The 16,730-nt window shown below is 38.5% G+C and carries 10 protein-coding genes and 1 tRNA gene; 5 read left to right on the top strand and 6 right to left on the bottom strand.

From position 1 onward, the window contains the following. Nucleotides 1-29: 29 nt before the first annotated feature. The 3 genes from BUE24_RS06310 to BUE24_RS06300 are packed head-to-tail and all read right to left on the bottom strand — an operon-like array spanning nt 30 to nt 3,971. Nucleotides 30-497, bottom strand: coding sequence for a c-type cytochrome (locus BUE24_RS06310; protein ID WP_073315048.1), 468 nt, complete (start codon nt 495-497; stop codon nt 30-32). A 35-nt stretch (nt 498-532) separates the two neighbouring features. After that, nucleotides 533-1,645, bottom strand: a complete 1,113-nt coding sequence (locus BUE24_RS06305; RefSeq protein ID WP_073315046.1) for a PQQ-dependent sugar dehydrogenase — start codon at nt 1,643-1,645, stop codon at nt 533-535. 43 nt (nt 1,646-1,688) lie between these two features. Then, nucleotides 1,689-3,971, bottom strand: a complete 2,283-nt coding sequence (locus tag BUE24_RS06300; RefSeq protein ID WP_073315044.1) for a TonB-dependent receptor domain-containing protein — start codon at nt 3,969-3,971, stop codon at nt 1,689-1,691. 182 nt (nt 3,972-4,153) lie between these two features. Between BUE24_RS06300 and BUE24_RS06295 the strand changes: the two genes are divergently transcribed. The 3 genes from BUE24_RS06295 (at nt 4,154) to BUE24_RS06285 (ending at nt 8,911) form a co-directional block, all read left to right on the top strand. Continuing rightward, nucleotides 4,154-4,231: transfer RNA gene (locus BUE24_RS06295), tRNA-Pro, on the top strand. 504 nt (nt 4,232-4,735) lie between these two features. After that, nucleotides 4,736-7,456 (top strand): T9SS type B sorting domain-containing protein, encoded by a 2,721-nt coding sequence (locus BUE24_RS06290; RefSeq protein ID WP_073315042.1) that lies wholly within the window; start codon nt 4,736-4,738, stop codon nt 7,454-7,456. Nucleotides 7,457-7,969: 513 nt separating this feature from the next. Beyond that, nucleotides 7,970-8,911 (top strand): PorP/SprF family type IX secretion system membrane protein, encoded by a 942-nt coding sequence (locus BUE24_RS06285; RefSeq protein ID WP_073315040.1) that lies wholly within the window; start codon nt 7,970-7,972, stop codon nt 8,909-8,911. 525 nt (nt 8,912-9,436) lie between these two features. Here the strand turns inward: BUE24_RS06285 and BUE24_RS06280 are convergent. From BUE24_RS06280 to BUE24_RS06270, 3 genes are all read right to left on the bottom strand, one after another. After that, nucleotides 9,437-10,054, bottom strand: a complete 618-nt coding sequence (locus BUE24_RS06280; protein WP_073315038.1) for a ParB N-terminal domain-containing protein — start codon at nt 10,052-10,054, stop codon at nt 9,437-9,439. Then, nucleotides 10,047-11,228, bottom strand: a complete 1,182-nt coding sequence (locus tag BUE24_RS06275) for a DUF3440 domain-containing protein (protein ID WP_073315037.1) — start codon at nt 11,226-11,228, stop codon at nt 10,047-10,049. The genes BUE24_RS06280 and BUE24_RS06275 overlap by 8 nt, the downstream gene beginning before the upstream one ends. A 411-nt stretch (nt 11,229-11,639) precedes the next feature. Beyond that, complete coding sequence (locus tag BUE24_RS06270; protein WP_073315035.1) at nt 11,640-12,452, bottom strand: LytR/AlgR family response regulator transcription factor; 813 nt, start codon at nt 12,450-12,452, stop codon at nt 11,640-11,642. 1,110 nt (nt 12,453-13,562) lie between these two features. Between BUE24_RS06270 and BUE24_RS06265 the strand changes: the two genes are divergently transcribed. Together BUE24_RS06265 and BUE24_RS06260 are read left to right on the top strand one after the other, a co-directional pair. Continuing rightward, the gene (locus BUE24_RS06265) at nt 13,563-16,466 is read left to right on the top strand and encodes a leucine-rich repeat protein (RefSeq protein ID WP_073315033.1); all 2,904 of its coding nucleotides are present in this window, start codon (nt 13,563-13,565) and stop codon (nt 16,464-16,466) included. Beyond that, nucleotides 16,466-16,651 (top strand): hypothetical protein, encoded by a 186-nt coding sequence (locus tag BUE24_RS06260; protein ID WP_073315031.1) that lies wholly within the window; start codon nt 16,466-16,468, stop codon nt 16,649-16,651. Before BUE24_RS06265 ends, BUE24_RS06260 begins: the two co-directional genes overlap by 1 nt. Nucleotides 16,652-16,730: the final 79 nt, after the last annotated feature.

The raw sequence follows: 16,730 nt of genomic DNA, 5'->3' as shown, positions 1-16,730 counted from the left end.
TATATTATGAAATCTAAAAAAGAAATTCGCTATTGTTTGATTCCGGTTACTTCTTCTAGGGTCACCATTTTCTTTTGTGTATTCCCCCAGCTGTTCATGATGTAATTCATCACGTCTACGATCTCCTCATCCTCCAATCCCAGGGATGTCATTGCGCTGTTGTAAGGCTTTCCGTTTACTTTGATAGGACCATTAAGACCATACTTTACAGAGTGGATACTTTCTTTGCGTTTATCTACCAACCAATCCGAACCGGCAAGAGGAGGGAATACATTGGGAGTACCTTTTCCATCTGGCAGATGACATTGCATGCAAAAATCAGCATAAATCTCTTTTCCTTGAGCAATACTCTTGGTGAGCTCCTGATCCTGATCCAAAGCAGGTACAGGAATTTGCGTGTAATCTTCATGATTTTTGCTTTGCTGTGCAACAAGAGAAATGCTAAGGATAAAAACTGCGATTTCTAAAATAAAAAGACGCTTGATATGTTTTTTCATTTTCTGATTTTTACTGAGATATAAAATAGAGTATTTTACGGTATGATTTTTACAATGCCCTGATTTTCGATAGCGACATATAGAAACCCGTCAGGTCCTTGACGTACATTTCTTACACGCCCCATGCCATCTAATAATTTTTGTCGTTTGGTAACCTGGTATCCATCCAATTGTAATAGTTCCAAATATTGAAATTTCAAAGAACCCACTAGTACTGTATTTTTCCAATTTGGATACTTATCACTGGTCACAAAGTCCATTCCGCTTGGTGCAATAGAAGGTACCCAATAGTATAAGGGTTGTTCCATTCCTTTTTTTGCAGTGATATCGGTAATTGTTGTGCCACTATAATTAATACCGTAAGTAATTACCGGCCAACCATAATTGACTCCTTTTTTGATAGGGTTAATCTCGTCACCACCTCTTGGTCCATGCTCGTGAACCCATATGGTACCATCAGGGTGAAGCGCCATTCCTTGTGGATTGCGATGCCCGTAAGAGTAAATCGCAGTTTTGGCTCCCGCTTGGTCTACAAAAGGATTGTCTTTGGGGATGCTACCATCATCATTCAGGCGGTAGATCTTACCACCATCTTTGGTAATATCCTGAGGGTTTACATCTCTATTTCCTCGATCTCCAATGCAGAAATATAAATATCCATCATTGTCAAACTCTATACGCGATCCAAAATGATGGCCACGAGTGGTATTTGGTGTTGCTTTGTATAAAGTTTCAATATTGGTAAGTTGATTATCTTTTAATTTTGCTCGTATTAAGGCTGTATTTCCACCTTTTTCTGTTCCTTCTTTGGAAGAATAGGTGATATAAATCCAACCATTTTCCTCGTATTTTGGATGCAGTTCGATGTCGAGTAAACCTCCCTGGTTTCTATTATATACTTCTGGAACATTGGCGATGTTTACCTTTTTACCGTCCTTGAAATGAATTAAGGTACCGCTTTTTTCAGTGATTAGCATACTACCATCGGGTAACCAGGCCATTCCCCAAGGGATTTGAAGACCAGGAACAATGATTTCTGTTGTATAATTTTTGGCATCCTCTTCGAGAACGATATCATTTTCTTTAGTTTCTTGTGCGCAAGCCGAAAATATAAAGAGTAATATGATGAGAAAAGAGAGTGATTTCATGTGTGATAGTTTATACAGCACGAAAATTACAATAAAATATCATTTATAATCTATAATTTATGTTAATCCCTCCAAAGACATTAATCGGTAATCCAGGGTAAAAGAATCTGGGTTGATTTCCTCCAAATCCACGAGCATTGATCTGTAATTGCGAGGCGTATTTGGTATCCAAAATATTATTCACTCCAAAAGAAAAGTTATAGGATAAGCGATTACCTAGATTGTTTTTATATCCAATTTTACCATGTAATAGGTCGTATCGTTCTCCAGACACAGTATTGGCATCATTGGCAGGAATCTCTCCCACAATTTGATATGAAATATTTCCGTAGAATCCTTTTGGGGAAGTAAGGTCAAGCCCTGCATTGATTACTTCAGAAGGGATACCGGTCACATCGTTTCCAGAAAAATCATTGTCCAAATCCACAAAATCATCAAAGGTATGATCATAGATAGAAACATTCGCAAAGAAATGTAGCTGATGGCTTTGTTTTTGCAAAAGCTGATACCTAAGCTCGGCATCAATACCGTTGTGTGTTGTTTTTCCTGCATTGATGGCAAAAAAGTTGTCCTCTACAGTTCTTCGGGAGACTAATAAATCTCTTACCCTCAAGGTATAGAAAGAAACAGATCCCTGCAATCTATTCAGGAGTTTGTAACGCATTCCTACTTCGTAGTTCCAGCCAATTTCGGGTTTGATATCTGGGTTGAAAATACCATCCGGCAACAAAGTTTCGGCAGTGGTAGGGGTAGAGAACCCATGTGCGATATTGCCAAAAAAGATGAGTTCTGGTTGGATCTCATAATTGACTCCCAACTTTGGTGAAAAAATAGGATCAAAATCAAAATCTCCCGAATTATCCTCACCATCTTGTAGAAATTTATCATCGATATCAAAAAAGGTTTGATTAAGATGCGCCCCCACATTAATCCTTAATTTTTCTATAGGTTGATAATTGACTTCAGCAAAAAGATTGTAGAAATATCGTTTTTCATCCAGATCAGAAAGTAGATCTCCCTGTACACTGCCCGTACCTACTGGAAAATCCTCAAATAGGTTTTGAAACGTCTTACCATTATAAGTATCATAAAAAAGCTCGGCTCCTGCGGTCCAAGATATGGTATTCTTTTTTGATGGATCTGCACCCAAAACTCTTGTACGTATTCCAACAGTTGTGGATTGTTCTTCCAGAATATTAAAAGGACGAGGTTCGTAATTGTCCCTAAAAGAAGTAAATACACTAGTGTTATGAGATAAACTAGCAGTGTAGTCGTGTTTCCAGGTAACTCCCAAAATACCATAATTCACATCTTCAAACGCTTGGGATCGCCCCCAAGTAAAAGCAGCTTGCCTTGGGTTGTTATCAAAATCTTCCTGATCCAGAGAACTGGGGATTCCGGCTTCTAGATCAACATAACTCCCTAATATCGAAAGCAGGTCTTTATCCCCAAGGTCAATTTGAGAGGTAAGGGTTAGTGTATTTCGGTTGTATTCATTGTTATCCCGATATCCATCGCTATGATTGTTGCTGAACAGTACATTTAGATTCGCAGTATTGGTATTTACGGATGTTTTGGCCACGATACGTCTCAATCCAAAACTTCCGGTAGTAAATTCGATTTGACCTTCAGGCGTATCAGTAGTGCTGTATTGGGGGTGTAACAGAATCACTCCACCCAGACCCACACCATAACTACTGGCAGAGGGGCCTTTGTGAATTTCGATACCTGATAATGCGCCAAGCTCCAGGTCTTCTATAGAAGATTCTCCATTCCCATCGGTAAGCGGGATATCTCCAAAATAGGCTCTAATGTTTGCCGTCCCAAATAAATTTCGTGCTCCAATCCCGCGTATAGCAATTCTATTGGTATTTAGGGTGGCACTTTGCATAAATACTCCGGGCACTCTATTCAAAATGGGATGTAATTCTAGGGTATTACCTCGGTTGATGTCTGAAGTGGTGACTAGAGAAACAGCATCCGTAGCTTCCTTGTAGGGAATAGGGATGGAAGGAGCATTAATAAGCACTTCATCCAGTGCCAAAGCAGTGTCTGGGATTAAGTAAGCTGTAAACTGTTGATTTTGTGTAACTGATAGAAATAGGGTTTGATATCCTTTTTTACTGAATTTTAGAATTCCGTTGGTTTCAATACGAAACGTTCCATCCATGCGAGTGACAACTTCTTGTTTGGAAATCGTATCCATAACAGTGACATTATCGAGAGGTTGGTTTAGAGATTTGTCGATGACAATACCTGTCGTAGTAAATTGAGCAGATATAGAAATGGAAGAAAGTAAAGCGAAAAGGAATAGTATTTTTTTCAAATCTTAGTTTTTGCCAAATATCGTAAACCACATATAAACGGGTTTAAAAAACATGATTCTGTTAACGTTTTTTGTGAAAATCTTAGGTTTTGCCCATGCCAATTATTTTTAGTGACATTTTTTTGGGAGAAAACAAATAGTATTATGTATATTTGCGCCCGCTAAAGGGATAATCCTTTTATCGGGGTGTAGCGTAGCCCGGTTATCGCGCCTGCTTTGGGAGCAGGAGGTCGCAGGTTCGAATCCTGCCACCCCGACCAACAAAATCCAATCACGAAAGTGGTTGGATTTTTTAGTTGGTGAAACTTTCAAACATAGTTTGAAAAAGTGAAACCAACTAAAAAAGACAAACTGGCGATAGCAGGGATTGGGTTTCATTGAGCAACAACCCCAAAATCAGGATCAATAAAGTTAATCTTGCCACCCCGACCAACAAAATCCAATCACGAAAGTGGTTGGATTTTTTAGTTGGTGAAACTTCAAAACGTAGTTTTAGAAAGTGAAATCAGGTAAAAAACAAAGAGGAAATTAAAAGCGCAAAGGGCATGAAAAAATATTTTTTCATGCCCTTTGTTTATCCTTGTTTGGAGATAAATGGTTCTTCTTTTCCTTGTATATAGTGTTCTATACATCTTTTGCATTGTCCCCGAATTCTATACTTACATCCCATTTTTATAGAGGTTTAGCACTAGTTTTTGGATGTTTTCCTTGTATAGTCATTCTTTGCTTTGAGATAATATTCAAAAAGTTAAAAACCGTTCAAAATGAAGAAGAAAATACAATTTAAAACCCGATTAAAGTGGGGCTTGTTTTTACTTTTAGGAGTAATCGGAATGGGCATCCATGGGCAAACCTTAATTGGAGAAGAAATACTAGGATTTGGCCATTTAGGCCTGGGAGAAAACACAAGCATATCGGCAGATGGCAATACAGTTGCTATAGGACTCTGGTCACCCAATTGGTATGCTCCTAATGATCCAAGGCATGCACATCTATGGTCACAAGGTGTTTATGGGAATAATGGTTCTGTACGCGTCTTTACAAAAAAGGTTTCCTCTCAGGGGGTTGCATGGGAACAAGTAGGTGATTATATATTCCCGGAAACTCTTTGGGAGCAGCACTATTATGGTCAACGTTCTGGAAGAGCTATTAGTCTATCAGATGATGGTTCCGTTATCGCTATAGGAGCCAGGGGAAATGAAGGCAATGGAGTCGGTACAGATACAGGTCATGTGCGTGTATTTCAAAAAGTGGCAGATACCTCATCCCCAGGTGGCTATAAGTGGGTGCAAGTGGGCAATGATATTGATGGTACACAAGCATGGAGTCTATCGGGATTTGATGTGAGTTTGTCCGGAGATGGTAATGTAGTGGCCATTGGAGCTCCGTTTTTTGACGTTGACGACCTTTCCAATGCTGGCCTGGTACGTGTGTATAAAAGAAATGTCTCTGATAATTGGGTCCAAATAGGCAGCGATATTGAAGGTCAGTCAGGGCACGAACGTTTGGGGATAAGTGTGAACCTGTCCGATGACGGTAACACTTTGGCCATGACGGCGCTTAATGTTGGAGCAGGATATCGTGATGAGTATAACCGGTTAAAATGGGATTCTGAAGGTGTAATAACAAAGGTGTTTAAAAATGATAGCAATAATTGGAGTCTGATAGGAGAATTTAAAGGCCAAGAAGGGACAGTTACCCGTGATGATAGAGGAGTATATGTACGACTTACGGGAGACGGCAAGACTTTGGCCATAACTTCAGTCATTGATCAATCTGTACAAGTGTATGAAAGAGGTGCCGATGATAATTGGACGTTAAAAGGCAATAAACTTAAAGGAGCTTTTGGATATGCCCTATCAATATCCGATGATGCAAAAACTTTGGCTATAGGAACCCCCTTGAGAGATTTTGATCGTTTCTTAAATGTAGGTGCAATACGTATTTATAAATACCGTCCCAATAATACCTGGGAGGTAGTAGGTAATTTTAATGGTGAACATAGAGGGCATGAGCTGGGCAATAGTAACAGTGTCAGTCTGTCTGCAGACGGTTCAGTTATTGCTATTGGAGCTTCTGACTATGGTTATGAAGTTAGAGATGGGACGGCATGGAATCTGCTATGGGGCCGGGCACGCATGTTCAATATTGGCGTAAGTGGTGTTTATATTGAAGGGGCACCGGAAACAATAAATACTACAGATCCTTTTGAAGTTACTTTTAAGTTGGATAGGGCGGTTTTCGGTTTCAATGAAGAGGATATTAAGGTTACTAATGCCACAGTCAGCAATTTTGAGGCCGTCAGCGAATCCAAATATTCCGCGACCATTACCCCTGCATTTATATGCGGGGATAACGACGACATTACCATAAATGTAGCTGCTAGTTCGGCATTTGATATAGATTCCAACATGCCCAGTCTGGTGGCGCAAGAAGTCGTTGTCAAAACCGGGGTTGTAGCGCTTGCTCAGGACATTACTGTACAGGTGGATCCCAATGGAATGGTGACCATCTCTCCAGCGGATATAGACGATGGTTCCAGTCATAACTGCCAAAATAGAGATCCAGTTACATTGAGCTTAGACCGGGATACCTTTACTTGTAGTGATGTAGGAACTCCGGTAACCGTAACCCTTACTGCTACCTCGGGTAACCAAACAGATACAACGACTGCCGTAGTAACTGTGGAAAACAATATTAACGGTCCTGTAGCTGTGACCAAAGATATTACCATCCAATTGAATGCTGATGGAATAGCTTCCATCAACCCTGGGCAAATCGACAATGGTTCAGGGAGTGGTTGTTACAACACAACGACGCCTATTTTATTAAGCGTGGACAAGAGTACTTTTAGCTGTGACGACGTGGGCGAGGTAATCGTAACGCTTACCGCTGCTCAGGGCAACAATTCACATACGGCTACGGCTACAGTGACCGTAGAAGAGAATTTAGATAATTTAGAGGTTAAGGCCAAAGACAACATTATTGTACAATTAAATGACGACGGAGAGTTTACCATCTCTCCAGAGGATGTAGACGAAGGTTCTTCCTATGGGTGTGGCCATACCCCAAGCTTGAGTTTAGACAGGAGCACGTTTACCTGTGCTGATTCGAGAGCGCCAGTAACAGTGACCCTTACGGCTTCCCATGGTGATAATTCGGAGGTGGCAACTGTCACAGTGACGGTCGAAGGGAATTGTGAGCCCCAACTTTTTACGGATTTAAATAGAGGGTTTTCGCCCAACGGTGATGGTATTGCCGATACTTTGGAGATTAAAGGCCTGGAAAAATATGAGAACAACGAGGTTAAGATATACAACCTTAACCAGCAGTTGCTCTTCAGTGCCCATTATAATGGACCTAGCGATGGTTGGGATGGTACCTATAGTGGAGGGCGAGTGCCTGTTGGTGCTTATGTATGTGTCATAGACTACAACGAACCGGGATTGACCCACCAAACAAAAATGATATATGTCAATTATTAGGCATTGACATGAATAAAAATTTTAAAGGATGTGAGTGGAGATACCCCTCCCTCCTCAGAAAGGAAAGCGAAAGTAAGGGAGCTGACGTAAAAACACCCTTACTTTTTGTTTATATAGTGATTATAAGCGTCATCAAAGCAGCTAATTACCCAAAACATTAGCGATTAGAAAAGTTATAAATGCGTGACGATACACCGCAAGAATTAGCGTTTCTAGCGTATTCGTCCCAACCTACGCTTTCTCTGTCCCATTTTTTAGTTGGATCAACACATTTTTATTGAGATTAACCGTAAAGGGTGGAATTTTGGTTCTGAAATAGAAATACAGGAAGGTGTAGGTCTACAATACCATAGGCAATCGTTGGAGTACGTATTTATGGTTTAATCATATAATCAAGAATTGTCCATGGTTTGAAATACGTAGTAAAAATAATCGTGAGAATAGATAATTGAAGGACCCATTAAATGAGTCAAGAGAATTCTAAATAAAATCATTCACATTAAAAAAAATAAAATGAAAAATAACAAATTATACTTTTTTACAATAATAACGATATGCTGCATTCAGTCTTATGCGCAACAGGATGTAACATTTACACTGTACAATTATAATATGAATATCATTAACCCGGCTTATGCGGGAACTGGTGAAAATTTTGAGCTCACCTCAAACTATAGAGCACAGTGGGCAGGGCTTGATGAAGCACCCGAGACCTGGAGTTTTTCATTGAGCGGCCCAATGAGGAGAAAAGAAGGGGTAGGTGACAAGGTGGGACTGGGCCTTTCTGTTACCAATAGTAGTGTGTTTGTACTCAAAGAAACTGATGTTTTTGTTGATTTTTCTTATAAATTACAATTAAAGGAAACATTAGATCTGTATTTGGGAGTAAAAGCGGGAGGCTCTTCGGTTAATATAGATCTGGCTGGGATTGGACTTGATGAGGACCCACTTTTTTCAGAAAATGTAAGTGTGTTCAATCCAAATGTTGGTATGGGGGCCTATTTAAAAGGAGAACGCTTTTATGTAAACTTATCTGCACCGGCTTTGTTAAAAACAAGAAGATACGAAAAGGAATCGGGCATTGTAACACAAGCCACCGACAAAATGCAATTTTTTATGGGAGCAGGATATCATTTTACTTTAAACAAGAATTTGACCTTTACACCCTTTTTTTTAACACGAGTAATAAGTGAAGTGCCTTTCTCTATGGATATCAGCGGAACCTTTGATTTGTATGACAAGGCAGAATTTGGTCTTAGCTATAGATTAAAGGAATCGATCAGTACTGTTGTGTTATTTAAGATGCTGGATAGAATCAAGGTAGGCTATGCTTATGATAGTTCTATAACGGCTGTAAGTAATTATAGAAGAGGAAATCACGAAGTGATATTGAAAGTTCCACTGTTTTCAGAAAAACAACCACAACCGCAAACCACAACAGAAGAGCTAAATTAATAGAGATGTAACAACCAATATTGTAATAATAACCAAGTGCTCATGCGTACATATAAAGATTTATTTATACCATCAAAAAGGATAACAGAGATGGCATAATATACTGGATTGTATGTAGCATTAGATAAGTACTATAGAGTTGTAAAATGGAAGTGTATTTAGGTTGGTCCATAAATATCTTTACTTATCAAGGTAAACGAAGTAAGATAGATGGTTTTTTCATAAAAGGATTTAGGGACTTTTACAGAGACCAATCTATATACTTCCAAGCAGCTAGTTGCGCAATAACAAACATTACGTATACATAGACACGGAAAAAAATACAAATGGAATTGGAGGCGCTAAGTTAAGAGTTAGTTAAACCATATTAAAAGCTAAATAAGGAAAATTTGAAACGCGTTACAAAAAACTATAAAATATACCAGAACAATAAATAATTGATACAAAAAAATGGAGGGTAGTTTTACCTCCATTTTTTTGTATTCCATATTCTAAGAAAGTTATAACAATATATGTTCGGTTTGTCTATTCTTCCCATGACCAGGATGGCGAATAGTCCTCATCTTTAAAAAGTTCTCCAAGCCCTTTAAACTGTTTTAGTCGTAGTACTTCATCTGCCTCCATTCCCAAGGCATCCATAATTTTTCTTGAAGACCATCCGCTATTTGATAAGGTTTTTACGACTTCACCTATTTCTCCTATTTGATGCCGTCCACGGGCCCTGTTGTGTCGAATTGCGGCTACGATTTGGTTTTTGTCGGATGTATTCAAGATGACCACAGGAACCTTATGATTTAATCGATTACGTAATTCTTTGTTTGTTTTTATAACCCTCCAACGATGATACCCATCAATTAATTCATACCGTTGGTTTTTTTCTGGCGCTACCAACAAAGGTTGAGTGATTCCATGATCCAACATAGAACGAAGTAGTAGGCGTTTTTCTGGGGTCGCCATCTTATTGGGGTTATAACTATTAGGTGAGATGGAATTTATAGCTATCCAAAACACTTCTGAAATAGGTTCTTGCTGTTGGTTGAAAGCGTTTACAATCTTTTTTTCGAGTTGTTTTTTATGATCCTCGAAAATGAAATCACTTTCTTTTATGATGTCTATAATGTCTTGTTTTATACTCTTATTCATGAGGTTGTTTTTTTGCATATAAGGTTTTGTAGGTGTTTTTAGTTTGACAAAAGCCTAAACTACGGCACCACCAATCGTTTTTGATGATGCATTTGCATATCCTTCTCCAGGACGGCATTTTGCCTGTATTTTCTAATTTTAGGTTTCCCTGATCCGGGATGAGGTCTAAAGTAAATCCATTGGTATCCCACCACTTGAGAAAAGTTTTTATTTTCCCGGTATAGTGTTTTCTTGTAATCGCTGGCATAGATTGTAATAAGATATGAGCATATCTTTGCCAGGTAAGTCCTTCAGGTAACACCACTTTTATTCTGCCCAAAACTGCTGTTTTGCTATAAAGCGCTCCAAAGTTAACCCCACGAACTCGTTTTACTACCTTGTTCCAGGTATCAGGTTCTATCTGCTGATAATAGATAAGGCTTTGGCGTTGGTCATCCCCATAAGGTTGGCAAATACGCATTTTATGAATAGACATTCCGCACAAATAAAAATAATCGTACAGTGTATTATACTGTATGTTCTGCTTCCCTACATAACGCCATATATCTTCGGTTCGCCAATCGTAAATAGGATAGGAAAACACTAAATTATTTGAAGCCTTGCTTAGCCAGTTTTTCCCACGCCAACCGTGTTTTGTAACAGAAAAGAATCGGTTTAAACTTTCGTCGGACCGAATCCCCAATAGGCATGTACACCTTTCGCCGTTTGAAAACCAATTGCCCCATTGGTAGACAAAATCTTCAAACTCCATTCCGTGTTTAAAAAAGGTATATTGCTCTGGATCAGATACTACTTGCGGGTGTGTAGGCATTGGGCGAATCCAGACATTAGATTGTTCCGGATCCCAACATCGCCAATGGGGTTGAAAAACGCTAACCGAGTTTCGAAGATTTAAAGGCAAACAAATCCAATGCAAATTAATTTCTTCCGAGTTTAGTGCTACTTCTTCAATATGACGTATTGTAGTATCGTATTGCCCTTCTAAATCGACAAATAATACATCAAGAGGTAGTCTGTTTTCTGATCTCGCCACTTCGAGTGCCATATGTAACATTACAGTACTGTCTTTTCCTCCACTGAAGGCGATGTAGACCTTTGGGAACGTGTTAAAAATATCCTGTATACGTTTTTTGGCTGCGACATGAACATTTTCTTGCAGATAGTTTTTAGGCATATTTTATGTTGTACTACTATTTAATATCATTTATTTTTTATGGTTGTTTTGTGTTGATTTTATTAGTCAGAGCTAATCGATGAATAGTGATATGATAAATAATACTGTGCATATGAACAGTATGACTGCCAAAGCACATAACGCATATAATTTTTCTTCTAAATGTTTCATTTTAGAGTTTTTCTATTGGATAGCATTCATTCTGACTTTTCTAATTCGTAAAAAATCAAGATCAACTGGTTCTTATAGATGGTAAAACATCTCTTTCGACGACCTGATTAAAATAGATCATATCCTAAAATCATATAGAGACATATAGTCAGGTATAGAAATAATATTATTGCTGCTATTGTTCTAAATAACATTCTTGTTGTTTTTTTCATGTGTTTTCTTCGTTTTATAGTTGGGATACTAATTTTTAAATTTATAGTCTTTTTCTTTTTTCTCACAATTCCAATTCACGGTATGCTTTTGACTAAATAGAGGTACAGCGTTTGAAATGTCTAATTTGTATTTGTTCGCTATTAATGGCCTAAAACTATTTAAGCCATCAATATGAACTCTATTGCCTACCACCTTATAGACTTTATCTATATTGATGATTACAGACCTATTAATTCTTAAAAAATTCTTGGGTAAAATTTCGGATATGGATTGGAGGGTTTCTCTTATTAAGTGTTTCCCATTGTTAGCTAGATATATGGTGATGTAATTACGATCACTCTCTAAGCATAAGACCTCTTTCAAATGAAATTTAATTAGAGAATATCCTTCTTTTAAGAAAAAAGTGTCTTTTTGAGGCGATATTTTCTCTGCTTCTGATTCATTCTCTAATGAATTCTCCAGGATTCCCGCGAGCACTTCATTTTTAGCAGTGTTTTTTATTAGGGTGTTAAAATCAACAAAAGGTCTAAAGAAAATTCTATACAAATCAATGGTTGCATGGCCTTCTGGGGTTTTTACCTTTTGTGAGATGTTACTGTAAAAAGTTATTTTATATTTATATTTATGAAATAAGTGGTAGATCACTATATCACCTCTAAACATATCAAAGAAGTAATAGTCGATTAATATAAAATCGTACTGGTTTTTCTGCTCAGACAACCATATGTCTTTCCAAGAAAAAAAAACCGTACTTCTTCTTACGCCACTTAACTTTAAGTCCTCTAACAAGGATGTGCATTGTGATTTTTCCCTCGCCAAAATTGCCACTTTATTCGTCATAAAATCTTAAATTTTCTTTTTGTGTTATACGCTCAAAAATCTCGTTGCTACTTTTGTTAAAACCTTAGCAGCTATATACCAAGGTGAAAAATAAGCGTGCCCTTACCTAAGTTGGAAATTGAGGTCATTGCGCAGGAATATCAAATTAACTTATCCAACTTAGCGCCAAAATAACGACACGCATATCGTTATTATTTATAGACAAAGCTACTTTCATTCTCTATACTAAAACATGGATAATTATCTATTAAGCATGGATAATTTTATGTTACGTCTCAATAGGGATTTCACTTGCTTACGCTAATATTCATCCTAATTATTATTCTTATAAAAAAATGTGTTTAAGCATGTTAAAATGGGGACTAAAAAATGGTTTTAAGGGACTTTACAAAACAGTTTTTCACAAGTATTTATAGGTTCGGGATTAAAAATCTTTCATTACTTTGAGTTAATAATATGGGCTACTTCGTTTCGTTGGAAAGGAACTTCAGAATCAAAATGTGATCGTACAACCTGTTGAAACGTTTAAAAAAAGAGATGTAATAAAACGGCGGTAAAGCATCTGGTTTTATAAAAAAACGACGGGAACCGTCGTTGTAAGTTCCCGCCGTGGTTAATAAACCTAAAACTAACTCAAAATATTTACCCTTATAGGATCAATGGTTGATTAGGATCCACACTATCAATCCATTGCCTATACTTGTGGTTGGATAAACGTTTATTGAGAACAAAAATGAGGTTTTAGTAGAAGACCAAACCATAAAATGTGTTCATGTCAATTAAAACAGGGACAAATAATCCATTTAAAGTGATAGCGCATTTAAGGAATGTATTTTGGGAACTGTTTATCGACCCTTAATCTTGATCACTGTCTTTGAAAAGTCAATTCTCTTATCTATAAAGTACAAATAGGTTTGAAAGGATATGTGTGGGTGTCTGATGCAAAATCAGTATCGCGAAACCCTATTGGATCTCTGTTTTTGAAATCCCACAAATGCTCGGTTATATCCCTTTTTTAAATGGCTTTAGCACTAAAAGTTGGGTGTTTTCTTGGTGTGGTTATTCTTTGTGACAAATTAATATTCAAAAGTTTGAAAAAGTAGACGCATCATGAAAAATCCAAAACAATTACAATTACTACTATCTGTCATCTTTATGGTATGGATGAGCCTGGCGGGATATGGCCAGAATGTAGGAAGCGAATTTACCGTTGATGAGATCAAATATAAGATTACGGCACCAACCACAGTTGAGATTGTTGATTATTTGGGTACAGAAACAGAGGTGACCATCCCTCAAACGGTAAACGACCAAGGTAAAGATTATGAAGTTACGGCTATTGGTAATAGAGCGTTTCATCTTAAACAATTGACCAAGGTTACTTTTAGCACGCCTAGCAACGTCACCAGTATTGGGCAAGATGCTTTTTTTCAAAATCAACTGACAGGTGTACTTGAGATTCCAGAAAGTGTGACTGATATCGGACAACGAGCATTTGGAAGTAATAAAGAGATGACAGAGGTAACTATACCCAATGGTGTCACTAGAGTAGAGCAGTGGGCCTTTGCTCAAAATGGTTTAACAAAGGTAACTATACCCGCTAGCGTAGAATCCATTGGCAAACAAGCCTTTTTTGCAAACAATGATCTTGACCTGGTCACCATAAAACGTAATCCGCCTCCAACCTACGAAGCGGATACGTTTCAAGCGCGTTCAGGGGGAGAGTTCCTATTGATAAGTTTTGATCTTAGGGTACCCTTTGAGGCCATTGAAGCTTATGAAAATGCAGGTTGGGCAGACTACGGAAACGTTACCTCTGGAATCACTAGCTTAGAGGGTGTTAAATACGGAATCGTAGACTCTCCAACCGAGGCAACTGTTATTGACATTACAGGAAATAATAGCACAGATTTTAATTTGGTCGTTCCTGAAACGATAGATATTGATGGGAACACCTACCCGGTGACAGCAATAGGTGATAATGCTTTTCAAGGCGCAGGGGACTTACTACAGTTGGTCTTGCCAAGGAGTATGAAAAAAATTGGGTTTCAGGCCTTTTATACCGCTATACACATCAACCGGTTAACTATAATGTCTGATGAACCACCGGCACTAGATCCGGATGCCTTTGAATATCCATACCGTTCTGAAAGAATCAACCTGGTAGTACCCGAGGGCAGGATAGGAGATTATAAAGATGCAGGGTGGACGGGTTTTAAGAATATTTTTTCGCTCGAAGGGCAAATCCATATCAATAGTGGCTTCCACTGGAAAGTAACATCGGTTTCTCCTAATGAAATGGAGCTAGCGGATTATGTAGGCACTCAAGAAGGCCACATGGAAATTCCTTCAGAAGTCCGATACTATTCTATTGACCCCAATGACAGCGATCCAGAATTTGGACATGGGACATATCAGGTCACGTCTATAGGGAACAATGCTTTTTGGCGTTATGGATTTTACCCATTGACTAGCGTTGATATACCCGATATTGTGACTTCGATTGGGGATTGTGCGTTTTGCGGAAATGACTTGACCGAAGTGGTTATACCCGGTGCTGTGACATGGATTGGCAAAAATGCTTTTTTGAATAATAACATAACCAGTGTTGAGATACCAGAAAGCTTGACCAGTATGGGGGAGCAAGCTTTTGCGCATAACGAATTGACCAGTGTGACGACACCGAGCAATGTGAGTTGGATTAGAAGATGGACCTATTCTTCTAACCTATTAACAGAGGTGACCATATCAAGCAAGGTGACTCGTATAGATTTGTATGCTTTTTTAGACAACTCCAACCTTCGTTTGGTGACGGTAGAAGCCAACGATCCTCCATCCTTGGATAAGAATGCTTTTTCAAATGCATACCGTGACCAAATAGATCTTGTAGTGCCCGTAGGTACCATGCAGGATTATTTAGATAATGGGTGGGACGGATTCAAATCCATCAGCTTCGGAATCTTTACCGTGGATGGTATCAGATACGGGATTACTTCTCCAACGGATGTAATGGTAGTCGACTATACTGGTACAAACGCAGACGTTAGTATCCCCGAAACAGTGGATCATGGCGAGAATACGTATGCCGTGATCACGATCAAGGAAAATGCTTTTCAAAATAAAGGACTGACCAGCATTGAGATTCCATTGAGTGTCATCAGTATTGGAGAACTAGCGTTTAGTGATAATCAATTGACTACGATTACTATACCTGGAGATGTAGAACGTATAGATAACCACGCTTTTTATAACAACCCAGACCTTGCCTCGGTAACAGTAGAGGCCAATGACCCACCAGTGCTGCATGCAACTGCTTTTGCCAATGCAAATCGCCACCAAATAGATCTTGTAGTACCCACAGGTAGGATGCAAGTTTATGAAGATAATGGATGGGGTGGCTTTAGATCTGCATTAGATGGTAGCGCACCTCCTCAACCAACCATTGATGCACCACAAAGTATTAATCATCTGAATCCCTTTACGGTAAACATTGCGTTTGATGACGAAGTAACAGATTTTGTGTTGGATGATATTGAAATTACCAATGCTACTGTAAGTCTCCTTAAAGGGAGTGGATCAACATATGCCGCTACCATTGTAGCTACATCGCTCTGCGATGGTGATATTACCATAGAAGTGCCTGCAAATGTTGCTATGGGAGCAAACAATTTGCCAAATATGGAGGCGTCAAAAGCAAGTATTGAAACGGTGACTTTCTCAGAGCGATGCGGGTCTGAAGCTCTGGTAGGGTTGAATAGAGGGTTTTCTCCCAATGGTGATGGTATAGCTGATACTCTGGTCATCCAGGGCCTTGAGAAATATGGAAACAATGTGGTGAAAATATATAACCTGAACCAACAATTACTGTTCAGCGGCCATTATGAGGGACCTGGTGGTGGTTGGGACGGTACCCATAAAGGGAGCCTAGTTCCTGTAGGATCCTATGTTTGTGTGATAGATTACAACGAGCCAGAGTTACGCCACGAAACAAAATTGATATATGTCAATTATTGATGTTAGCCAGAGAAATGCCTCCTGATCTTATGAAAGATTTCTATCAAAGTGTTTTAGCCGTGGGTATTTTTATCGTTTTTATGCTATTGGCAATTTTAGTAGTGTCGGCATTGATAAGTTGGAACATCAAATGGGTAATCGAACAATCTATAAATGTGTCAAAAAAAGTAAGAAGGAGGCATTAAGTAAGCAATAGGTATAGCAAATGATTTACTAAGAATATTTACTGTGATATATAACTTTTTAAAATCACATTTCAATCTT

The organism is Aquimarina spongiae (genome assembly GCF_900141785.1).
GTDB lineage: Bacteria > Bacteroidota > Bacteroidia > Flavobacteriales > Flavobacteriaceae > Aquimarina > Aquimarina spongiae.
Note: the sequence above shows the minus strand (reverse complement) of the source record. Positions and strands in the feature narration are given on the sequence as shown.

Coding starts and splice junctions, on each gene's coding strand:
- BUE24_RS06310 (WP_073315048.1), bottom strand. CDS start 497: ATGAAAAAACATATCAAGCGTCTTTTTATTTTAGAAATCGCAGTTTTT.
- BUE24_RS06305 (WP_073315046.1), bottom strand. CDS start 1,645: ATGAAATCACTCTCTTTTCTCATCATATTACTCTTTATATTTTCGGCT.
- BUE24_RS06290 (WP_073315042.1), top strand. CDS start 4,736: ATGAAGAAGAAAATACAATTTAAAACCCGATTAAAGTGGGGCTTGTTT.
- BUE24_RS06285 (WP_073315040.1), top strand. CDS start 7,970: ATGAAAAATAACAAATTATACTTTTTTACAATAATAACGATATGCTGC.
- BUE24_RS06280 (WP_073315038.1), bottom strand. CDS start 10,054: ATGAATAAGAGTATAAAACAAGACATTATAGACATCATAAAAGAAAGT.
- BUE24_RS06275 (WP_073315037.1), bottom strand. CDS start 11,228: ATGCCTAAAAACTATCTGCAAGAAAATGTTCATGTCGCAGCCAAAAAA.
- BUE24_RS06270 (WP_073315035.1), bottom strand. CDS start 12,452: ATGACGAATAAAGTGGCAATTTTGGCGAGGGAAAAATCACAATGCACA.
- BUE24_RS06265 (WP_073315033.1), top strand. CDS start 13,563: ATGAAAAATCCAAAACAATTACAATTACTACTATCTGTCATCTTTATG.
- BUE24_RS06260 (WP_073315031.1), top strand. CDS start 16,466: ATGTTAGCCAGAGAAATGCCTCCTGATCTTATGAAAGATTTCTATCAA.